We start from the raw sequence: 21,441 nt of genomic DNA, 5'->3' as shown, positions 1-21,441 counted from the left end.
ACTAACTTTTGGTATAAATGAAAAATAGTAATATTAATCGTCCATGAAATCAACATGGATGCTCTCAGAACCGTTCTGATTGACCATTGTAACGTTAACGTCCCTGTCAGCCTCCACGTGTACACTGACAGTGATCCCGCTGTCATTCACGGTAGAGTTTCCATCATCAGTTTCATAGAATCCATCCAGGGCACCCACAGATACAAGGGATAGTGCCAGGGCAAGGATCAGGAGGAATGAGAGGATGGCCCACTCGCCGGCTGTCCCTGTCTTTATCCTTCTGTTCCTGCGGAGGCAGTGGTAGGGTGTGTCATTGAGGGGGTATAGCAGGGGGCATCCGCGGACCGTGAAGAGGTCCAGGGCCAGGTGGGATGATACCCCGACAAGGAGGGGCACCCCGATCCCTGGACTCCCCAGTGATAGGAGCAGAAGGGGTGGTAGAATTAGAAGTGTGTGTCCGATGCCCCTGTGCCTCCCGGCGAGGAAGTCGAGGATGTCAGGGAGCACTGATGCAGCACCGGCGAGGAGGGCCCCGTTGATGAGGGAATTTACAGGGTGTATGAGGTTTACCATGAGGAAGAGTGCCACTGCAGCTGTTATGTGGGTCCTGAACCTCAAAGGTTATCACCTCAGGATGTAGTTCATTGTCCTGAATGATATGAGGGCAAACCAGAGCGCCCCTGTTATGAGGATCCCGTATTCCAGGCCCACCTTGAAGTATCCCAGTGCCATGAGTATGGACATGAGTACCATGAATGCCCAGGTGACGTCAATGGCGTCGTCGTCCAGGCACTCATGGGGGTTGAGCCTCTGGAAGGTTGAGTAGAATGGCCTCACCTCACCCCTCATGGTGCCGTTGAGGGCGGCCATGTAGTTCACGTTGCCGTTCTCATGGAGCCAGAGGTACTTCATTGCGGCCTTCTCTGTGAGGTCCTCGAAGTGGTCCATGAAGACCCAGGTGTCGCCCCTGGTTGATGCTATCTCATTCATTATCTCTGTTATGGTGAGTTTATCACTGGCCCCTGGTTTGTGGGCCCTGAGTATCTGGAGGAGCCCCGCCTTGAGGGGCATGGGTGTTACCAGGTATACCAGTGTGGCCCCAGTGATGATTTCACCCGCCTTAATGGCCTCCAGTATTCCCTGGTAGGCCTCGAGGGCGTTTCCGCCACACTCAATAACGTTGCCATCCTCAAGGCAGGAGACAATGTTTATGAGTTTCATACAATAAAGTATTAATTAATATTATTTAAATTTTTCGTATGAGATGGTTTTATACTGTGGGTTTACAGAGAGAATATGAAATAATGGATTTGATGATGAATGGATGATCCAGTGGATTAGGTATAAATAGCAAAATTCTGTCATGTTCTTCTCTCAATAGATAAGATATTATTATAATGATCAAAGTAAACTAAGATAATCAGTATCTATATTTACCGAGTACAAAAAGGTGATTTTTATTAGGGTCGTTATTCTTGCTGCGGGTGTTGGGAGTAGACTGGGTCATGGAATACCAAAGGCACTCGTTGAACTGGCCAATGGTAAGACAATAATCGACCAGCAAATAGAAAACATCACACAGATAACCAAACCTGAAAACATCAGAGTAGTCCTCGGATACAAGGGCCATCTCCTGGAGGAACGATATCCCGACCTCGAATTCATCTACAACCACCGCTACGCAGAAACAAACACATCCAAGAGCCTCCTCATCGGAATGAACGGCATAGACGACGACGTAATCTGGATGAACGGAGACGTGGTCTTCGACCCACAGATACTGCAGATGATCATGGAAACCCCATATAAAAACCTCATATGCGTTGACAACAAAAAAGTCGGAGAAGAAGAGGTCAAATACAGCCTCAACACTGACGGATTCATAAAAGAACTCTCCAAAACCGTCAGCAAACCCCTGGGAGAAGCCGTGGGAATCAACAGAATTGCCCGGAACACCGTGCCAAAATTCATCCAGGCCCTAAAGGAATGCGATGACCAGGACTACTTCGAAAGGGGCGTTGAAATACTCATAGAAAGGGGTGAAAAATTCAAACCCCTCAACATCGGAGAAAAGTTCTGCGTAGAAGTTGACTTCCTAGAGGATCTCAGAGAGGCAAAAAGATACTTCAGGGAGACCCACAGATGAAGGTCACAGTTATCGGAGCAGGAAGCTTTGGAACAGCCATATCACAGGTTCTAGCTATGAACACCGATAAGGTCCATTTAATGGCACGCAGACCCCAGATCGCTGACACCATAAACAAAAAACATGAAAACACAGCATACCATCCCGGAGTAAAACTCAGGGAGAACATAGAAGCAGTCCTCATGGACAGGACTGAAATTATAGACGAATCCGAATACATATTCCTGGCGGTGCCCTCAGGCAACCTCCGAAAAATACTGAGATCCCTCGAATCCAATCTGGAGGATAAAAAGATCGTATCCTGCATAAAAGGAATAGAACATCCCAGCCTGAAACCCATGTCCTCCGTCATCCGCGAAGAGACCGGATCCTCAAGAGTTTTCAGCATATCCGGACCCAACTTCGCAGATGAACTCATAAGAGGCATAACCTCAGGTATAACCATTGGCGCCGATGCCAGCTACCTAGACGAGATTTCAGGGCTTCTCAGGGCCCCAGGTATTATCCTCGATCACTCAGAAAACATTGAGGGGGTTGAGTTCTGCGGGATACTCAAGAATGTGTACGCCGTTGCCATGGGTATACTGGATGGACAGATAACAGGCGAGAATCACAGGTACTCTCTTTTAACACTATGTTTCAGGGAGATGACCCGTATACTCAATGAGATGGGTTACGGCGAACTTCATGACAGGTTCTGTGGATTCGGAGATTTCTTGCTAACAGCATCAACCGATAAGAGCCGTAACAGGACCCTTGGCCTGATGCTGGGCAAGAAGATGAGACTCAGTGAGGATTCAACCATAACCATCGAAAGTCTACGTTCAATAAGGGCCATAAGGGAACTTACAGATGATATTGACCTTCCAGTGCTCGAAATGGTCCACAGGACAATGGAGAAACCTGAAAAAGTCAACACCTACATAAGGGACTTTCAGGATAAAATCTTTAGAGGCATGGAGTTCTAAAAAGGATCCGGTATATCAAAACGGAGGATGTGGGTGTGCAGGAATATGAGATTCAGGGATCTTATCAGTGTTCTTAAATCAGAGGAATACAGGGTCCTGGCTGAGAACTTTCTCTCACTTTCAACCCTTCAGGTCCTTGTGTACATACTGCCCTTCATCACACTTCCCTACCTCACAAGGGTCCTGGGTGTCTATAATTATGGTCTTGTTAACTTCGCCATTGCATTCAACACCTACTTCCTGATACTAACCGATTACGGCTTTAACCTCTCTGCTGTCCGTGAAATATCCATGAACAGGGACGACCCCGAACGCATATCTGAGATATTCAGCTCAGTCATGATAATCAAGGGCATCCTTGCAGTTATCAGTTTCTCCATACTCCTTGCCCTTGTATTCATGGTCCCCCGCTTCACCGCCACATGGCCCATATACATCTTCGCATTCGGACTTGTCGTGGGGAACGTTATATCACCCACCTGGTTCTATCAGGGCATGGAAAGGATGAAGTACATAACCCTCCTCAATGTCCTCACCAACGTTATATTTGTCGCTGCCATCTTCCTTTTCATAAAGAAGCCCTCTGATTATCTCTATGTGCCCCTGTTTCAGGCCCTCGGCACAATCACCGCGGGGGTGATTTCCCAGTGGATCATAAGGACAAGGTTCAATGTCAAATTCCATTTACCCCCATGGAGGACTGTGTATGAGGCCTTCAGGGACAGCACCCAGTTCTTCCTATCAAGGGTATCTGTTTCTGTTTACACTAGCAGCAATTCGTTCTTTCTTGGACTTTTTGCAGGTAACATGGCTGTGGGTTATTATTCTGCAGCTGAGAAACTGTACGTTGCAGCCCAGGGCCTTTACAGTCCCCTTATGCAGGTGACATACCCCTACATGGCCAAGACACGCAACAAGATATTCCACCGCAGGGTGCTCAGGTATTCCCTTATCCTGAATACCATACTATGCGCGGGTATAATTATCTTCGCCCCAACCATAATAGGAATACTCTTCGGAGCCCAGTACACACCAAGCGTCAATGTCCTCAGGCTCCTTGCCGTGGCCCTCATGGTGGTGATACCATCAATTCTCCTGGGTTACCCATTCCTCGCGGTACTGGGGCAGCAGAGGTATGCCAACGGCAGCGTCATGATAGGATCAGTAGCACACCTCCTGATGCTCCTTGCAATATCACCCTTCATAAACATCTACCTGGTCGCAGGTCTCGTTATAATAACAGAAACCATAGTCCTCAGCATCAGAATCTATGGAATCAAAAAACACAACCTCTGGTAATACCAGAGAACTGCAAGAAAAAATATATGTTATAGTAATGATCAATCCTCGCCCCATACCAGTTTGTAGACCCTTTCTGATGAGCGGTCATCCTGGTACTGGTTCACCAGTTCATTTATCATTCTGCGCTCATCACGGTAATAATCCTCATCATTGATGCACTTTTCAAGTTCAGCCAGGAATTCACTGAAAGTCCTGACCTTTGGACCGGGGGTCCAGAACTCAAAGGGCTCAAGCACAAAACCCCTTTTCTCTCTGTAGTCATCTATATCAGATACCACAAAGATGATGGGCCTATCAAGGAGAAGAAAATCAAAGTAAACCGAAGAATAATCAGTCACCAGAACATCAACACCACCCAGAATATCATAGAGATCTAAATCTTCCTTTAACATTTGTTCTGTGGAGATGAATACCGTATTCTCTATTTCTTTAATGTGAGATTTGACTATCTCTTCTTCAAGTGAATGAAATTTCACAAGACAAATAATATTATTCTTACGAAGAAATTGACCAAAAAGTTTTCTATCAAAATCAAAAAGATTAAAATTATGGCTACCAACTTCACCATCTTCTTTTTCGAAGATAGATTTTTTATAGGTAGGTAAGAAAAAAATGATTTTATCATACTTATCTACATCAATACCCAACATTTTTCCAAAAATTGCGCGCGAATTATTGAATAACTTGTCATTTCTTGGCTGACCTGAAACGAATACTCGACGGGGGTCTTGATTAAAACAAGATGCAATTACATTTCTCATGAAAATTGAAGTGCTAATAAGATAATAATTCTCATCATTGAAATTAGGGGGTAAATGTTCAGGATTTTTTTCTGAATAAAAAAGGGCTTTTAAAGGCATCCCATGCCAAAGATTAAGGTAAACTTGGTTTTTTTGTCTTATATAAGGATAAGAGAAAGTTGACGATACAATATATCTTGACCTAAAAAACTGCCAATATTCATCTATTGTATTCCTTTTAACTTGTAGAGCATCAAAATCTTTTTTTATTTTATCAACAATCCAAACAAGACTATAATCCTCATTGAGTGACTTTATATAATTATAAATCGCCCTTGAATTATCAGCAAAATCAGGTCTGCTCTCAAAAATTATTTGGTTATCCCTTTTTGGTACTAAATAATTTATTAATTTTATTAAAAATATAGCGAGGTGAAATGTAATTTCAGACTTTTCTAAAATTTTAACTATCCTTCTTAACACAATTACACCTTCTCCACTGATCTATTCGTTTGTTATGCGTTATTGTATGCACAATTTTAGAATTTTTCTCAAAGTTGACTTTACTTATTCTCAACGATTGCAACTCAAAATCTAAAAGCTATAATCCAATAAAAATGTTTGAACCTCCATTATCATAAACTTTGTTTGTAGATTTGATTTTACTAGAAATTGTACTTAATGGAATAACAGGTTTAGGATACAACTTCTCGTCTGTTACTAATTCTTTATTAATTAAATTTCTCTTATGTAGATATACATAATCATTCTTTACTATATTTTGTTTTTTTACTTTACTTATAATAATAAATTTTTTTAATTTCCACATTTTATGATTAAAAAGCGCTATTTTGTGTGTATTTTTTGCTCCTCCGCAAATTAATCGCGTATCCCCCATAAAATCAGTGAAGATAATATTTTCTGAATTTCCATGGTCAATCAGCCAAAAAGATCCAGCTATATCACAATCATAAATATACCCCAAGTGGTAGCAACTCTCTTCACTAATAGCAACGTAACTTAAATTCGGTGTATTAAAGTATATCAAGGAAGTTGCACAAATAAATTGCAGTATAAGTATTATCAATACAAATTTTTTCTTTGAAAAATTAACATCTTTTAGCATTAAGTTGAAAACGTGACCTCCTTTCAAAAAAAAAGGAGCTAACAGTACAAGCGCAATTTGATATAATCTTATTGCTGAAAACCCAATAGAAATGTAGGGCAACAATAACTGAAATAAAAGTAAAATAAGCCCTACAGAAGACATCGCAAGATATTCAATCTGAAATTCGCTCTTTCTGTAATTTACTAAAGAGAAGATAGTACCTACAGTGACCATTACAAAGGTTATATCATGAACTATAACACTTATCCACTTGTTTAGGCCACTTACACCAGCCCCAAGAACCTTGAGTTCTGTTTCACCCCGCAGATCTAATACGAAAAAATTAAAGAGGTTTTCAAATGTTTTATTGATAAATTCTACTCCAGCAGAAAACGGAACTGCAGTCACTTGTCCATACCATAAAAAAAGAAATGAAAAGAAAAGAAATGCTGTTAAAGAAGTCAATAAAACATTTTTTTTAGATAAATCACTATCAAAATATTTTCTTGTTTGAATAACTAATAGTGCACCCACCAGCATGAAAAAAAAGACATAAGCAGTTGAATAGTGAGAAAGTATAATACAAAAAATGAAAGGAACAAAAAGCAATTTTCTTTTTATTCCTTCTAATTCCTGATTTTTGACAAAAAGAATAAACAATGAAAGCGCTACAAACATGATAGCCAGTTCTGTCCGGGTATGCGTATACATACTTTCAATAAAGGGTATCTGTGCCATGAAAAAGAAGGCTGCGATGAATGCTTCTTTTTTTGAGAGGTAGTTTTGAAAGAGAAGATATACAACAAGAGGCGTGATTGAAAATATGAACTGATGAACAAATTTGAATATAAAATGCAAATTCAAACCTGTAAGTATGCTCAGGAGAGCAGGTAATATCGTTATGCTCAGACAGGCATTGTAAGGATTTTGGAATAAACTAATGCTCCATTCCTGGTTCTCAAAGGTAAGGCGGGCTACGTAATACTCTAAAGTCAAATCATTGAAACCACCTATATAATTTGAAACGAGGCTATTCATTAAAAGAAGACTTAATCCCATCATCCAGATAGAAAAAGGAAATAAAAGGGGAGGAACATCTTCTAAGGAAACTATGAACAATACGAAAACTATCATGGCTATTAACATTGATACAATTATAAAATTAAATGAACCCCCATAAACATTCATATAATAAGCCCCTATGACAGATAGAAAGGGAAATATGAAGGGCAAAATTATTAAATACCATTTTTCATTTTTTAGAGTATTTGGAGCCGTTATCAACTGGCTGTCAACCTTAGCAAAAAAGAGTCCAAGTAAAACCAAAATAAAAAAATTTAAAGAAAGTAAGCTAATTCTTAACCCTAGAGGTCGTGCTAAAGGCAAGTAATTAATTATTAATCCAGCAAACATCAAAAAGGAAACGCTTAGACCTATCGAAAAGACTATAAACTCAGGGAGTTTCAGTCTCAGTTTTAGTATGCCTATCATCAAAATTCCAGGTACAAAAAGAAAAAAAAGTATAGAGAATAAAGATCTGAATGGTAAGTTCATGATAATTGAAAGATCAGTTATTAAAAGTGAAAGCAGTATTAAAACAAAATATTTTTTATTAATATTCAATTAAAAGCCCCCAATTTTTTAATCGTTAAATTGGTGTTACACGACATGTAAATTTTCATTAACCTTTTTATGATACAACTTATTTCATAATCTTTACAAGACCTATATGCCCCAATCTCACATTTCTCTAAAATAGATGGATTATCAACGCTTCTTTTTATTAAACTTGAAAGTTCACTAACATCTTTCGCTTCAAATAAAAATCCATTATAACCATCATTCACAAGTTCAGGTATTCCTCCAATGTTACTTGCAATCACAGGTGTTGAATTTGCAAAACTTTCATAGATAACCATCGGAGAATTATCATACCATATAGATGGTACCACAGTCACATTAGCAATTCTGTAGAGATTTTGCAGTTCATCACCTGTAATAAACCCGTGGAACTTTATCCTATCATCACCCTCACTAAGTTTTTTGAGTTCACCCTCCATTGGACCTCTACCAGCGATGTGAAGCCTTAAGTTTTCACTATCAACCTTTTTGAAACTTTTTATAAGGATATCGGGTCCTTTGTGTTTTGAAAGTGACCCTACAAATAGTATGTCTATTGTATCATAGGTCTTATTGTACCGTTTAGGAGTATATTCTATGGGATTTGGTACCACTATTTTCTTTGCATTCCTGAATAAACCCTCTGCTTCAAGTTTATCAAGAACAAATTTTGAGGGTGCCGTAACAACATCTACTTTGTCTCCCATGATTGTACTTTGTATTGCATTATAAAGCTTACAAGCAGGATCTTTTCTGTAACATATTTCCCCATTTCCATTAAGAAGGTTGCTTCTCACACATATAGGAGAATAGTCATGCACGGTGAATACAAACGGAATCTCAAGGTTATTTACAGCCCTAAAAACCAGTGAAGATAGACCTTTATAGTTATGTAAATGTACAAGGTCAGGATTTTCTTTCTTAAGGATTTCATTGACCTCGCCGTATGCCTTAACATTTATTAAGTCCAACAGATGCCACAACATCCTCTTGAAGATATGGTGTTTATGAAATTCCTTTATTGAGTAAAGGTTAAGAGGTAGGCGGTAGACCCTTACATCGTGGATGGTCTCACATAAAGATTCTTTTTTATTATTTGTTGTTATAACGAAAACTTCATAGCCTTTTTTTATAAGTTCCTCAGCTATTTTTTTAACAACTATTTCTGCTCCACCCATCACTTGCGGAGGGTATAAACTTGAAATGATACCTATTTTCATATCTTCAACCTAAAGCTTAATTTTCAATTTTCAGTTAAATCTTCATAAATTTTTTCAGTCCTTCTAGCAACTTCGCGCCAAGTATATTTTTCTTCAACCAGTTTTCTTCCATTCCGACCCATTTTTAACCTTCCTTCAGGATCATTTATTAATTTTATAATTGACTTTGAAAGATCCTCAACATCGCGAGGTTTTACAACAATACCTGCCTTATAATCAGCTAAATCACGTGAAACACCAACTATATCTGTGACTATAACCGGAGTACCACATGCTAAAGATTCAAGTGCTACCATTCCAAAACCTTCCTCATTAGAAACAGAAGGTAATACAAATATATCTGCATAACTGTAATAACTTGCTAATTTTTCATTGGATATGAAACCATGGAATTCAACATTTTCCTCAATTCCAAGTTTTTTAGCTAGCTTTTTGTACTCCCCAATTAAGCTCCCTTTACCTCCCACAATCAATTTAAAATCAGACATTGTTCTTTTAACTATTTTTAGAGCATTCAGTAAATAAAAAAGCCCCTTGTATCTATGATATTCATCAAGATTGCTTAAAAAAAAGATTGTTGGACAATCTTTGCCATTAGAACCTCGGGTGATTGTTGGTTTGAATTTATTCGTATCAACACCCGCGGGGATTATCTCAATTTTATCTATATACTGTTTTAAAAAGGGAGAACGCTCAATATAAGCCTCTTGTGTCACAATTATCTTTTCAACTAACCTTAAAAGTATTTTCAAAAATGTTGAGTTATAAATTTTCGAAACGTAACCATTGATACCATCTCCAGTAATATCATTGTGATAAGTTAAAACAGTGGGTCTCATCTTTATTTTAGCAACAGTAGCACTAAAATCTGAAAACCAAGGAGTAGGGAAATGAGTATGCATTACATCAAATTTTTCACGAGTCAAAACAAAGGGTAAGTTAAGTGGAATGTTTGTATTTGATATTTTGCCAACATAATCAAGTCTTCTGAATCTAATATTTTCTACAATTTCTTCATGAGGACTTCGTGGCTCATTTGAACAGATCAAAGTAACTTCATGATTCCTAGCGAGTTCCTTTGATAAATAATAAACATAATTCTCCCCTCCACCAATATAGGGGTATGATCTTACGACTGTCTGTAATATCCTCATCAAATCACCGAGAAACTATTAACTTGTAATTTATTAGAAAAACCATGTTAGCAAATCTTTTAATAAATTTATCAAGAGTTGAGTAGGTTAGCTGGTCATCTGGAATTTGAAAATCCAGATTTTCGAGTAGATTTCTAATATTGCATTCTACTGGATCAACTTCATTTTTGAGTGAATCTAGAAAAGCTCTAAACTTAAATTTAACGCCTGATGATCCCTTAAGAATAGCATAGCCCCATGTTAAAATTTCTGCAATAATCAGGGAAGGTATTATGATAAAAATCTGCTTCAATGAGAAATACTTTCTCAGTATGAGATATCTGGCCTTTTCAAGGTGATAAATTTTCTCAGGAGGAACAGTAAGTGTATAATCATGATAAAATCTGGATTCAGGAACATACAGTATCCTAAAGTCATTTACCTTAAGTCTCCATGAGAATTCCCCGTCCTCGTTATAGGCCAGAAGATTCTCATCAAACTTTAATTTAAGATAATCATCTCTTCTCATTGCAAAACATTCGCCAGCAATTCCGTTAACAAATTCTTTTTTTGAAAATTCATCTTTATCAGCATTGAGTCCTCGCAAAAAGGACAAACCAGTAAAGTGAACGATTAGGCCGGCGCCGTTAATCTTTGAGCCGTCAAATAGAAGAAATTTAGGTGTTGTAACTAACTTTTCATGGGATTCCAAGGGCTTTAAGAGCTCTTCAAGCCAGTTCTCTTCCACAAGGGTATCTGGATTCAAGATAACAACATATTCTCCCCTTGCCACCGTGACACCAATATTGTTACCCGCACCATACCCCACATTTCCATGACCACTGACCACCCTGACTTCACTCATGGTTTCCAAAATTTCAAGAGTTCCATCTGTTGATCCATTATCAACCACAATAATCTCCAGTGGGTTATTTGATAGGACAGATTTAACACAGTTTTCTATATATTCACTGTGGTTATAGGTAACAATTATTACACTGGCCTTTTTGGTTAAATCCAAGTCATCACCCTTTTAATCTGCCCATCAGAAGCGTCCTGAAGATTTTGAAGCCATCAGTCAGTGATGAGAGTTTGGGTTCATCGGACCTCCTCCTGTAGGAGATGGGGACCTCAACTATCCTGAGGTCTGACCTTGCAAGTTTTGAGAACATCTCGGCCTCCAGTTCAAATCCAGGATACCTCAGCCCCACATCTATGAGGTAATCTATCGCCCTCCTCCTGAAGGCCCAGTGCCCTGTGCAGACATCACTCACGGGACGGTAAAGGATTGTGGCGGTGAGGCTCAGTATACGGTTCCCGATCCTGTTGAGGCGGGATATTGCACCATCCTCCACGTCACCATTCAGCCTTGAGCCGAGGACCACATCAGCCCCCCTCCCTTTGAGCACATCTATCAGGTGCGCCGAGTCCTCGGGTGGGTAGGTGCAGTCGGCGTCCATCATGATGGCATACTCCGTCCTCACATTCCTGAAGGCTACGAGCATGGCATTAGTTTTTCCCTGCCTCCCCTCAAAGATGACCCTGACACCACGTGATGCTGCAATCTCAGCGGTCCTATCAGATGAGTTATTATCAACCACGATGATCTCAGCGTCAGGGTAGAGCAACTTTATCCTGTCAAGAAGTGCCCCTATGGACCCCTCCTCATTGTAGGCCGGTATCATGAAGGTTACATCATCCAGTTAGGACACCCCACATGGTGGTAATACTGATATCAACATGACAACACCATTATTACAAGTGTGAATAATTTTTCTATAATATGGCCATTTCCATTATAAAAAGTTTTCTGGAAGCCTCCTTCTTTTATATGGAGTGCCATCCAAAATAATAATGGGGGGATTTCATGAAAAAACTTTTTATCCTGATTCTTGGCCTAATTTTCATCCTTGCATGCAGCCCGTCCCATGCGGTGGATAACACCACAGGCTGCAACGGGACACCTGACCACCTGAACCGCTCATACTACCTGGACAATTACCAGGAACTCCTCAAGGGGGCGGTTAAAAATAACACGAGGATAAGGAACCACCTCTATACACGCTACACCTCAACAGGTGATAGGAGGTACTACCAGGCATACGTAGATGCAGGTTACGCCGTTAAAGTCTTCTCAGGCATCAAGAGTAAGCGGGCCCTGAGGAGCGATGAGAAGATCATCGAGATCAAGACCATACAGGCCAATAATGCCTACTACTCCAGGAAACTTTCACCATCAGATACGATAGTGATTGTATTCAGCAGCAGGGCCTGCCAGTTCAGGAACATGCCTGTACCAGAGTTCAAAAGCAACCTGCCCTTCGTCTACTACAGGAACAGGGGATGGCACATTTACCCCGTAACCACATCCAACCTTGCAGGTGGCTGCAGGAACACCACAGACTTCATTGAAGTGCTGGATGAACAGAAACTCACGGTAAGCTTCAGGACATACAGGGGTATGCGCTACGCGGTATTCCCCATGTACTTTGACTACCATGGCTCAGGTACCGGCTGGCTTGACAGCTTCGCCCAGGGAAACCTTGCAGGCCACTACGCCAGGGCATACAACCTCACAGGTAAAAGGGAGTACCTTGACATCTCAAATTCCCTCATAAACAGTTTTCATGCCCCAACAAACCTTGTGAAAACCACGAAATACGGTAACTTCTACCTCCACTACAACTTCCTGAGGGAACACTACATCCTCAACGCCCACCTAATCTGCACATTGGGAATCAACAACGTCCACAGGTACACAGGGAACTCAAGAGCGCTTAACCTATTCAGAAATGGCGTTTCAACCTTCAGGAGGATGAACTGGAGGTTCGACAGTGGGCGATGGACATATTATGCTGTGAGCGGCAGGTACTACAGGCCCGCCTGGCTAGCCAGTGAGAGCTACCACAGACTCCACGTACAGCTTGCAAACAGGGTCTGGAAGGCAACAGGGGACAGCTACTACCGCAGCATTGCCTTAAGGTGGAACAGTTACCTCAAAAGGAAGGGACTCACACCCGAGAGGATCTGAAGTGATCCAGAAGAAAAACCACCTATAACCTCATGAGGAACTCCTTCAGCCTCCTCTGGAGTCCCAGAGGCAGGTATGGTGTGGAGAACCCCAGGGAGGTCCAAACCACCGGGACCCTGTGTTTTTTCATTATGGCCCCCATTGTGGTGTAGTATTCAGGGGACATTGAGTAACCCGGTGACCTGTGGTAGGCCTCCACAGGGACCGCGTAGATACTGTAACCCCTCTTTTTAAGGGCGAGGCACCGTTCAACCGCATAGAGGTGCCAGTGGCTGCAGGTCTCCTCATCAAAGGGATGCCTCCTCCAGACCCCTGATGGTAGGGCGAAGAGGCACTCGTCAACGGTCTTAACCCTCACCGGAGCCTCGATTCTCCTCCCAACATCCACCGGTGGGTCACCCTGTTTCATGCTGGAGAACAACCTGAAGGGACCGGCCACTCCAGCAGCACCCACCACACCTGCATCCTCCAGTGAAGATGTATATGAGGCCATCCGTCTGATGGCTTCGGGTTTTACGTGCACATCCTGGTGGGCGAATATGAGGGTGTCGCCTGTGGCCATCTCCGCACCATGGTTGAGGGTCCCTGCAGCGGAACTGAATCTATGGGTGGTGTTATCAAGGAGTATGAGTTCATAATCGTCCCCTTCACGGAGGTCCCTGAGGAGGAACCTCCTGAGGGTTTCTCTATCATTGTAGACACATATTAATGATATCATCCACTACAAATATGGTTTCCCAAAAAATAAATGTTTTTTCAGGCCGGGAACCTGTCCCGTGTTGCGTTGGCTATCCTCACAAGTGTGAGCATAACCGGGACCTCCACCAGGACCCCAACCACGGTGGCGAGGGCCGCCCCTGACTGGAGGCCGAAGAGTGATATTGCCACAGCAACTGCAAGTTCAAAGAAGTTGCTTGCACCTATGAGGGCCGCCGGTGCAGCCACCGCATGCCTCAGACTCCAGATGCGGGCCCAGAGGTAGGCCACCGTGAAGATCAGGAAGGTCTGCAGTATGAGGGGCACCGCAATCAGGCCGATGTGGAGGGGGTTCTCGATTATGACTCCCCCCTGGAATGAGAATATTATGATGAGGGTGAGGAGGAGTCCTATGATTGTTATCTTCTCGAATTTCCCCAGGAACCTCTGGAAGTACTCCGGGCCCCTTGAGGTGATGAGCCTCCTCCTTGTGAGGTAGCCTGCAAGGAGTGGTACCACCACGAAGAGGACCACCGAGAGTATGAGGGTGTCGTAGGGTACCTGGATGTTACCTATCCCCAGGAGGAAGGCCACTATGGGGGCGTAGGCGAAGAGGAGTATTATGTCGTTCACCGCCACCTGCACCAGTGTGTAGGCAGCGTCACCCCGTGTGAGGCTGCTCCAGACGAACACCATTGCCGTGCATGGAGCTGCCCCCAGGAGCACCGCCCCTGCAAGGTACTCCCTCCCGAGTTCAGGTGGTATCAGATTTGAGAAAACTCCGAGGAGGAAGAATGATGCCACGATGTACATGGTGAATGGCTTTATGAGCCAGTTGGTCCCGCAGGTAACAGTGAGCCCCCTGAGTTCCCTGGTGGCCCGTATTATGCTTGAGAAGTCTATCCTGAGCATCATGGGGTATATCATTAGCCATATGAGCACCGCCACAGGAAGGGATACCTGGGCGTACTGTAACCTGTTGAGGAGGGCCGGGAAGGCTGGTATGAAATGTCCCAGTCCCACCCCTGTGATTATGCATAGTATTACCCAGACCGTGAGGTACCTTTCGAATATTCCCATCTCTTCACTTTCCATGATATCACCGCTTACATATCAGTAAATTCAGATATGTTGATTTATTATTAGTAGTTTTCCCTGAAGCGGAAAGGTTTTTATGAATTAAAAACATGAATGTAATTATTAAGTATTTATGGTGGTAAATTTGAGACTCAATGTTAATAGAAATGGTGAACCACTATTGAAGTGGCTGAACAGTAAGCTGAATGTTTTAAGCTCCGTACTCGGGATACTTGTGGGTGCGCTTGCCGGGACACTCACCGCTGTAATCCTCGGCGGTGCCCTCATGGGCGGATCCATGGAACCCATATTCTTCGTATTCATTGTAGCCTTTGTCTTCCTCTTTGTTGAATCCTTCGTTGCGGGTCTGGGGGCTGAAACCTACAGTGAATCCCTGGTGAACTCAGGGTTCCTGGTACTCATCTACCTCACCATCGGTGCGGTGGGGCTCATGGCAACAACCACTGGTGGCATGATGGCACTCATGGCAATATCACAGATATTCCCTGACACCGGAGGGGACATGACAGGTACAGCAGAGCCCATGGGACTGGCATCTGAACCCACATACGCACCAGCCGACTACCTCCAGCTCATATCAGGTATACTCATGGTCATTTCACTGATACTTGCAGCATTCGTGGGGGGCCTCCTGGCGGTTTACATAAGGAAGAAGATGAAAGGCCCATCCATCAATAGATAGGGTCCCCATCCTGAACATTTATTTTTTAACCCCCGACATAACATGTGAGAAGGAAATCTTAAATATTGATTTAAAAATAATAAAGATAGATAGGGGGTATTCCATGGGGGGACCCAGAGTATTCAGAATCAAACTTCAGGCACCCTATAAAATATGGACGGGGGACCATAAAAGATCAAATGTCCTGAGAGAGAGTGGACTTATAGGGAGCATCAGATGGTGGTATGAGGCCCTTATAAGGGCCCTTGGAGGGACTGCGTGCGGACCCATAGATAACTCCAAGTGTAATGGGAGGATTCACTGCGATGCCTGCGAATTATTCGGTTGCAGAGGCTGGTCCCGGAAATTCATACTGAGATGTTCCAACGGGAAGACCATAAAAATCAGTATCACTGAACTTAGAAAAATGAAAGATGTGGAACTAGGCCTCCTGAATACCACATTCAGGATAATAGAAAATTACGGCGCCATGGGGGGTAAACTGGCACATGAGGAATATGGGATCATAAGGATAATGGAAAGTGACCTTGAAGAATTCCAACCCGAAAAATCCCAACTAAAGGGTTACCTCAGGAAAAAGGGTTCCCACTGTAAGAATCCCAATTTAAAACGATTCATTTTCATTGAAAACCCTGATCGCAGACTTGTGATGAAACTCAAAGATGAATGCGACTTTCTGAAGGGATCAAATAATAGAGGTAAGCGATACTTTTATAAAACCTCAGGCAAAAGGCTCTTCGCATATGCGCTGAATGAGGACGAATACAGCCGCATCATCCAGTGCGCACCAGGGGATAGAGTTACAACATGGGATGAGTTCCTGGAGGAATTGCTTTGAAATCCAGAACACAGGATGAACTGGTCCACGACCACTATCTCAATAAGAGAAATGAAGAGATTGAAACCAAAACCAAGATGCTTGGAAAGGTTTCAAAGGACCATGAGAATGATTTCAAAATATTCTATCCATCACCTGAGGGCCTCAAGGATCTCCCGGGAGGTTCAGTTCTCATCTGCATAGAATTCACCCTCAAGAAGCCATACACAGGCAGGGGGGAAGATGAATTCTATGAAAAAAGGAACCCCATAATAAGGGACAAATTCACGTGCCTCCCGATTGTAAGACCATCCAGCTGGAAGGGTAACCTGAGATTCTCAGCCACACAAATAGATGATCCCAGATTCAGTAACAAGGACATCATCATAGGGCGTTTATTTGGCTCAGGGTCCAGGAAGAGAGATGGTAGACGAGGTAGACTCCACTTCTTCCCCACATTCTTTGAGAAATGGGAAAAGGACGTCATCACCCCCATCAGCAGAAAAACAAGAAAACCGAAGCGGGGCGCCCTGGAAGTGGAGGTTATAAAGGAGGGAAGGAATGGAGAATTCCACATCCTCTACACCCCTTACCCCCGTGGAAAAGGGTTTACAATGGATGAGGTGGTGGAGGACCTTGAATTCCTTGCAGAGGCCCTGAAACTGATGTTTTACACCTACGGTTTCTCAGCCAGAAAAACCTCAGGTTTTGGTGTAATCAGAGATGAAGTAGAAGGAAATTTATATGTCTCAGACCGGTCACACGGATTCAGAGATCTCCATAAACTGAGGGATCTTGTAAGGGGGGTCCTGGGTGAGTGAACGTCCAAACAAAGATAAGGATGATGCCCTTTACACCATAATGGAGAGGAAGGATAAAATCCTCACAGCCGAGATCGGGGCACTGCTGCACGACATCGGAAAGTTTCACCCTGCTTTTATTGTTAGCAAATCCATCAAGGGTGAAAGGTATTCACATACCCACATTGAGAGTATTCTTAGTGAAGAACTTATTGATCTTCTCAGAGACGAGAAATTCAGGGTAGGTGAAACAGACATCTACACCCTCATCAGAGAGCATCACACTAAAAGTGAAAGCTCCAGGTATCTGCAGCTTCTCAAAATATGCGATGGGCTCGATTCAGCCGATGATAAGGGCATAGTCACTAAAAAGCAGCCAGCTGAGAATACAGTTATCAGCACACCATTCGGTTACCCCAAGGAGACCATAGATCTCAAGCGCCTCATGAAACGCTTCGAGGACCTTGAGAGGACCATTCATGGTCTTCTAAGGCAGTATGTTGATGGTGTTATGGGCCTCTCCTCCCTGAGGAATTCCCTTATATCCATTCTTGGAAACACCTTCACCCATGCCCTAGGTGAGACGAGAATCCCCGCCAATGATGTCACCCTATGGGATCACTCCCGCTCCACAGCATCACTATTCAAGTCCCTGGTGTGCCATGAAATCCTGGATGATGGTGAAAGTAGTCCTGCAGAAGTGAACCCAGAATGGAGGATCCTTGGTTTCTGCTGGGACGGGGAGGGATTCATAAACAGGGGAAAGAGGATCGCTGACATACTGACGAGAGAGAGGCTCATGGAGGAAATCAAGGTTGCACTTAAAAGAAAATTCGAAGAGGAGATCCCTGTTGGAAACATGATTTACGAGGATATCAACGGCATCTACATCACATTTCCGGGGATTGACAGAGAAAAAAACTGGAAATTCATAAAAGATTGTGCCATGGAGGGCTATCAGATCATCAGGGATATGAGCGATGACGAGATATGGCCCTTCGTTCTGCTGAGTGAAAGGTCCCGTTCACTTACCATCATGAAATCATGCCTGGAATTTGCAGAAAGGAAAAGGAGGATACCGAAAAGGAGTCCAGTAATATTCTGTGAAGGGGATGAAAATTACCTGGAGTATGAATCAGCACCCGCTGCAGCTGATAAAGGAGACATCTGCCCTGTCTGCAGGTTGCGGAGTAAGGACATTGATATGGAGGCCTGTGAAGTCTGTGATGAGAGGAGGAGGGGCAGGCTTGATATGTGGCTCAATGGTGGGGAAGACACAGTATGGATTGATGAGGTTGCAGATGAGAATAACCGCATCGCACTTATCACGCTGAGGTTCGGTCTTTCCAGATGGCTTGATGGTACGATGCTGAGGACGCTATACAGCTGGACACCCACTAACTGGCTGGAATCATTTACTGCAAACAGGGACAAAATCATCGAAGAACTGGAAAAGAGATTATCTAGATTAGAAAAAGCTCTTGAAGGTATGGGAAAAGCAAGGGATCCCTCCAGAGTTAAAAAAAATAAGAAAATCAAAAAAGAGGAGAAAAGAGTCATAGAAAAGAAACTGGAAGTGGTGAATTCAGCGACTGATAAACCCAGCTCTATAATTGAAATTATCAGAGTGGGATGTAATGAGGATAATCATCTAAAAGGCGAGATAATCAAAACATTCACCGGAAAAATCCCGCCTGAGAGAATCAAAGAGATCTACGAGGATAAACCGGAAAATATTGCAACGAGATTCTTCACCCAGAATCCATCTCCTGCCCGTTTATACAGGATATGGAACGAAACCGGTGAATTCCTGGATTCGCTAATGGATGGTATCACGGATAGGGTATATAATTCAAAATGGAAACGCCTCAGATTCCAGTTTGATCCCGAAGAACTGGGGGTTATAAAGGATAATGAACATGAAAGACAGGGATTCATAATAAAAATCGATGGTCTCAAGCCGGAACATCTCCTGGTGTTCCATAATTCCAATGGGGAATTCTACACCATTGAATCTCTCCTAAAGTACACGTTCCATGGGGAGAATGGTAAAGATGCTGTCAGGGAGGCCCTTAAAAGAGGCATAACCTGGCTTTCACCCGAGGATGACCCTGAAATGAACCTTTTAAATGGAGACCACACCCTGACCATCAACATTCTGGAAGAAGATGAATATACCCCCATGATAAAAATAAAGGGAGCTCCTACTCTGCTGCAGATAATGGTCCCTGCATCTGACTCCATGAAGATCATCGAACTCATAATGTGCCTTTATAGTGAAAGGTTCAGGAAGGTTAAAGGTAAATTACCCCTCAATCTGGGCCTCCTTGTTTCAGGAAGAAAATTTCCCCTCTACATGCTCCTAGATGCGGGTGAACGTTTACTGAACGGCGATGAGTTCCTGAAACCAGAGATGATGGATCCATGGTGGGAACTACAATGCATGAGATCAGACCCATACTATGGCTTCTACCCCACATACAGCAGGGATGAATACACCCTCCTGGACCTTGAAGGGTTAACATCTGGAAGGATCCACTACCTCCAGCCAGGATACTTTGACTTTGAAATGCTCTCAGCAACAGATGACAGGTACCTGATAACCTATGATAACCGGCAAAGAAACACACCTGAACACAGATTATATTCCGCAAGGCCACTTCACCTCCACATGATTCCCAATATGATGAGGTTATGGGAGTTGCTGAGGAGTAACCTCTCAAATTCCAAGATGAACAGCCTCGAGGAGAACCTCACATCCAGGCTGAGGGAGCTGAGAGGTGTCAGAGACCCATCCAGAGAGATTGTATTTAAAAGATTCGCTCTCGCATCACTCATGAATGCATTCAATGGAAAATGGGAATCTCTAAGATCCGAAACACAGGATTTTATTTTAAGATCAGCAGTGAATGGGGTTTTACTGGATACGCTTGTGCTCTTCAGACACATGTTGAAGGAGGATGGAAATGAAAACTGAAATCAGAAAGTACTGCTGCCTGGCACTTGACCCCATCCATGTGGGGGCAGGTGGTTACCGGCTTGGAAGGGCCGACAATACCATAGTGAGGGAGCCCGCAACAGGGGTGCCCAAGCTGCCAGGCACATCCATCGCTGGAACAATGAGGGAATACTACAGGATACACCTCAAGGAGAACGGAAAAGACGAACAGGAAGTTATTGATGTCTTCGGAGATGAAAACCGGCGCGGAAGGGTGAGGTTCCATGATGGACAGATACTCTTCTTTCCGGTGCCCTCCCAGGAGGGAACCATCTGGGTGACAACACCTGAACTCCTCGAATACTGGCTTGACATCAAACTGGATTTTGAAGACCAAGTCACAGCAATTTATGGACTTGACTCAGAACATATCAACCTTGGATGGCTTTACTTCAAATCCAGGAAGGATGTCAGGGAACTTCCCCCTATGATCGGTAAATGGGTTAAAAGGGCAGTTTCTGTCCCTGACAGTCTCTTCTCACAGATAGTGAACGACAACCTTGAGGTCAGAACCTCCGTGCGCATTGACCCTGAAACAGGGACTGCGAAAAGTGGTGCTCTGTTCACATACGAGGCAATACCCCGTGGAACCATACTCGCATTCGAGATGGGATTTGAGGAAGAATTTGAAATCGAGGAAATCCTCCCCTACTTCAGGTACATGGGCATAGGAGGTATGGGGACACGTGGATTTGGAAGAATGGAAATCAGGGAGCTGAAAGAAGATGCTGAACCTTGACTATATCTGCATGAAACATGCGCAGCAGATATCACGGAATGAGAAGATCCTGAGGAAGGCACTGGGAGTCCTTGAGGAGGATGGCGTCTATGCGATGTTTCTCTGGCTCGAAAAGAATAAAAAAAATAATTCTTCAGAAGAAAAGATAAGAAGGGAACTCACAGATTTACTCAATGATGGAGAACTCAGAGAAATTCTTGGTGTGGATAAATTCAGAAAAGATTTCGATGAATTCACAGAGGACCTCCTTAAGGTGGCCTCTGACCTTAAAAGGCTGCTCCTCCTTAAGAGGATCCTCCAGAGAACACTGACCTATGCACTTTACCATGCAGGGATTGATTGA

20 protein-coding genes are annotated in these 21,441 nt (G+C 43.1%); 10 read left to right on the top strand and 10 right to left on the bottom strand.

Translation table 11 applies throughout. The annotated features are described in order from the left end of the window. Nucleotides 1–33 precede the first annotated feature (33 nt). The gene (locus tag QFX39_RS05740) at nucleotides 34–618 is read right to left on the bottom strand and encodes a metal-dependent hydrolase (protein WP_300478153.1); all 585 of its coding nucleotides are present in this window, start codon (nucleotides 616–618) and stop codon (nucleotides 34–36) included. A 6-nt stretch (nucleotides 619–624) separates the two neighbouring features. Continuing rightward, nucleotides 625–1,221, bottom strand: a complete 597-nt coding sequence (locus tag QFX39_RS05735; RefSeq protein WP_300478152.1) for a hypothetical protein — start codon at nucleotides 1,219–1,221, stop codon at nucleotides 625–627. Between the two features lie 229 nt (nucleotides 1,222–1,450). Between QFX39_RS05735 and QFX39_RS05730 the strand changes: the two genes are divergently transcribed. The 3 genes from QFX39_RS05730 to QFX39_RS05720 are packed head-to-tail and all read left to right on the top strand — an operon-like array spanning nucleotide 1,451 to nucleotide 4,413. Beyond that, nucleotides 1,451–2,146, top strand: a complete 696-nt coding sequence (locus QFX39_RS05730) for an NTP transferase domain-containing protein (RefSeq protein ID WP_300478151.1) — start codon at nucleotides 1,451–1,453, stop codon at nucleotides 2,144–2,146. Next, entirely contained in the window at nucleotides 2,143–3,114 is a 972-nt protein-coding gene (locus tag QFX39_RS05725) for an NAD(P)H-dependent glycerol-3-phosphate dehydrogenase (RefSeq protein ID WP_300478150.1), read from the top strand. The genes QFX39_RS05730 and QFX39_RS05725 overlap by 4 nt, the downstream gene beginning before the upstream one ends. 45 nt (nucleotides 3,115–3,159) lie before the next feature. After that, nucleotides 3,160–4,413, top strand: coding sequence for an oligosaccharide flippase family protein (locus QFX39_RS05720; RefSeq protein WP_300478148.1), 1,254 nt, complete (start codon nucleotides 3,160–3,162; stop codon nucleotides 4,411–4,413). A 41-nt stretch (nucleotides 4,414–4,454) separates the two neighbouring features. On the opposite strand, the gene QFX39_RS05715 is transcribed toward QFX39_RS05720, so the two are convergent. The 6 genes from QFX39_RS05715 to QFX39_RS05690 form a co-directional block, all read right to left on the bottom strand. Beyond that, the gene (locus tag QFX39_RS05715) at nucleotides 4,455–5,639 is read right to left on the bottom strand and encodes a CDP-glycerol glycerophosphotransferase family protein (protein ID WP_300478146.1); all 1,185 of its coding nucleotides are present in this window, start codon (nucleotides 5,637–5,639) and stop codon (nucleotides 4,455–4,457) included. Nucleotides 5,640–5,757: 118 nt separating this feature from the next. Beyond that, a complete protein-coding gene (locus tag QFX39_RS05710; RefSeq protein ID WP_300478144.1) occupies nucleotides 5,758–7,755 on the bottom strand; it encodes a DUF2206 domain-containing protein in 1,998 nt (665 codons plus the stop codon). A 128-nt stretch (nucleotides 7,756–7,883) separates the two neighbouring features. Further along, on the bottom strand, nucleotides 7,884–9,104 hold the full coding sequence (locus QFX39_RS05705) for a glycosyltransferase family 4 protein (RefSeq protein WP_300478142.1): 1,221 nt from the start codon (nucleotides 9,102–9,104) through the stop codon (nucleotides 7,884–7,886). Between the two features lie 23 nt (nucleotides 9,105–9,127). After that, nucleotides 9,128–10,258, bottom strand: coding sequence for a glycosyltransferase family 4 protein (locus QFX39_RS05700; RefSeq protein WP_300478141.1), 1,131 nt, complete (start codon nucleotides 10,256–10,258; stop codon nucleotides 9,128–9,130). Nucleotides 10,259–10,262: 4 nt separating this feature from the next. Beyond that, nucleotides 10,263–11,258 carry a glycosyltransferase family 2 protein gene (locus QFX39_RS05695; RefSeq protein WP_300478140.1) on the bottom strand — a complete coding sequence of 332 codons (996 nt, stop codon included), beginning with the start codon at nucleotides 11,256–11,258 and terminating at the stop codon, nucleotides 10,263–10,265. A gap of 4 nt (nucleotides 11,259–11,262) precedes the next feature. Then, on the bottom strand, nucleotides 11,263–11,922 hold the full coding sequence (locus tag QFX39_RS05690; RefSeq protein ID WP_300478138.1) for a glycosyltransferase family 2 protein: 660 nt from the start codon (nucleotides 11,920–11,922) through the stop codon (nucleotides 11,263–11,265). 182 nt (nucleotides 11,923–12,104) lie between these two features. On the opposite strand from QFX39_RS05690, the gene QFX39_RS05685 reads away from it, so the two are divergent. After that, nucleotides 12,105–13,268, top strand: a complete 1,164-nt coding sequence (locus QFX39_RS05685) for a D-glucuronyl C5-epimerase family protein (protein ID WP_300478136.1) — start codon at nucleotides 12,105–12,107, stop codon at nucleotides 13,266–13,268. A gap of 22 nt (nucleotides 13,269–13,290) precedes the next feature. Here the strand turns inward: QFX39_RS05685 and QFX39_RS05680 are convergent, their stop codons facing one another. Together QFX39_RS05680 and arsB are read right to left on the bottom strand one after the other, a co-directional pair. Then, a complete protein-coding gene (locus tag QFX39_RS05680) occupies nucleotides 13,291–13,986 on the bottom strand; it encodes a glycosyltransferase (protein WP_300478134.1) in 696 nt (231 codons plus the stop codon). Nucleotides 13,987–14,024: 38 nt separating this feature from the next. Continuing rightward, nucleotides 14,025–15,059 carry an ACR3 family arsenite efflux transporter gene (arsB, locus tag QFX39_RS05675; protein ID WP_300478132.1) on the bottom strand — a complete coding sequence of 345 codons (1,035 nt, stop codon included), beginning with the start codon at nucleotides 15,057–15,059 and terminating at the stop codon, nucleotides 14,025–14,027. 163 nt (nucleotides 15,060–15,222) lie between these two features. Here arsB and QFX39_RS05670 point away from each other — a divergent pair, with 163 nt between their 5' ends. The 6 genes from QFX39_RS05670 (at nucleotide 15,223) to QFX39_RS05645 (ending at nucleotide 21,441) form a co-directional block, all read left to right on the top strand. After that, nucleotides 15,223–15,744 carry a hypothetical protein gene (locus tag QFX39_RS05670; protein WP_300478130.1) on the top strand — a complete coding sequence of 174 codons (522 nt, stop codon included), beginning with the start codon at nucleotides 15,223–15,225 and terminating at the stop codon, nucleotides 15,742–15,744. 103 nt (nucleotides 15,745–15,847) lie between these two features. Next, complete coding sequence (gene cmr1, locus QFX39_RS05665) at nucleotides 15,848–16,582, top strand: type III-B CRISPR module RAMP protein Cmr1 (RefSeq protein ID WP_300478129.1); 735 nt, start codon at nucleotides 15,848–15,850, stop codon at nucleotides 16,580–16,582. Beyond that, a complete protein-coding gene (locus QFX39_RS05660) occupies nucleotides 16,579–17,382 on the top strand; it encodes an RAMP superfamily CRISPR-associated protein (RefSeq protein ID WP_300478128.1) in 804 nt (267 codons plus the stop codon). The genes cmr1 and QFX39_RS05660 overlap by 4 nt, the downstream gene beginning before the upstream one ends. Further along, nucleotides 17,375–20,338 (top strand): CRISPR-associated protein Csx11, encoded by a 2,964-nt coding sequence (locus tag QFX39_RS05655; RefSeq protein ID WP_300478127.1) that lies wholly within the window; start codon nucleotides 17,375–17,377, stop codon nucleotides 20,336–20,338. Before QFX39_RS05660 ends, QFX39_RS05655 begins: the two co-directional genes overlap by 8 nt. Continuing rightward, entirely contained in the window at nucleotides 20,328–21,098 is a 771-nt protein-coding gene (locus QFX39_RS05650; protein ID WP_300478126.1) for an RAMP superfamily CRISPR-associated protein, read from the top strand. Before QFX39_RS05655 ends, QFX39_RS05650 begins: the two co-directional genes overlap by 11 nt. Beyond that, a complete protein-coding gene (locus tag QFX39_RS05645) occupies nucleotides 21,085–21,441 on the top strand; it encodes a hypothetical protein (RefSeq protein WP_300478124.1) in 357 nt (118 codons plus the stop codon). Before QFX39_RS05650 ends, QFX39_RS05645 begins: the two co-directional genes overlap by 14 nt.

The organism is Methanothermobacter sp. (genome assembly GCF_030055425.1).
Lineage (GTDB): Archaea > Methanobacteriota > Methanobacteria > Methanobacteriales > Methanothermobacteraceae > Methanothermobacter.
Note: the sequence above shows the minus strand (reverse complement) of the source record. Positions and strands in the feature narration are given on the sequence as shown.

Excerpts from the sequence above, each read along its gene's own strand:
- QFX39_RS05735 (WP_300478152.1), bottom strand. The coding sequence starts at position 1,221 with ATGAAACTCATAAACATTGTCTCCTGCCTTGAGGATGGCAACGTTATT.
- QFX39_RS05725 (WP_300478150.1), top strand. The coding sequence starts at position 2,143 with ATGAAGGTCACAGTTATCGGAGCAGGAAGCTTTGGAACAGCCATATCA.
- QFX39_RS05720 (WP_300478148.1), top strand. The coding sequence starts at position 3,160 with ATGAGATTCAGGGATCTTATCAGTGTTCTTAAATCAGAGGAATACAGG.
- QFX39_RS05710 (WP_300478144.1), bottom strand. The coding sequence starts at position 7,755 with ATGATAGGCATACTAAAACTGAGACTGAAACTCCCTGAGTTTATAGTC.
- QFX39_RS05705 (WP_300478142.1), bottom strand. The coding sequence starts at position 9,104 with ATGAAAATAGGTATCATTTCAAGTTTATACCCTCCGCAAGTGATGGGT.
- QFX39_RS05700 (WP_300478141.1), bottom strand. The coding sequence starts at position 10,258 with ATGAGGATATTACAGACAGTCGTAAGATCATACCCCTATATTGGTGGA.
- QFX39_RS05690 (WP_300478138.1), bottom strand. The coding sequence starts at position 11,922 with ATGATACCGGCCTACAATGAGGAGGGGTCCATAGGGGCACTTCTTGAC.
- QFX39_RS05685 (WP_300478136.1), top strand. The coding sequence starts at position 12,105 with ATGAAAAAACTTTTTATCCTGATTCTTGGCCTAATTTTCATCCTTGCA.
- QFX39_RS05680 (WP_300478134.1), bottom strand. The coding sequence starts at position 13,986 with ATGATATCATTAATATGTGTCTACAATGATAGAGAAACCCTCAGGAGG.
- arsB (WP_300478132.1), bottom strand. The coding sequence starts at position 15,059 with ATGGAAAGTGAAGAGATGGGAATATTCGAAAGGTACCTCACGGTCTGG.
- cmr1 (WP_300478129.1), top strand. The coding sequence starts at position 15,848 with ATGGGGGGACCCAGAGTATTCAGAATCAAACTTCAGGCACCCTATAAA.
- QFX39_RS05650 (WP_300478126.1), top strand. The coding sequence starts at position 20,328 with ATGAAAACTGAAATCAGAAAGTACTGCTGCCTGGCACTTGACCCCATC.
- QFX39_RS05645 (WP_300478124.1), top strand. The coding sequence starts at position 21,085 with ATGCTGAACCTTGACTATATCTGCATGAAACATGCGCAGCAGATATCA.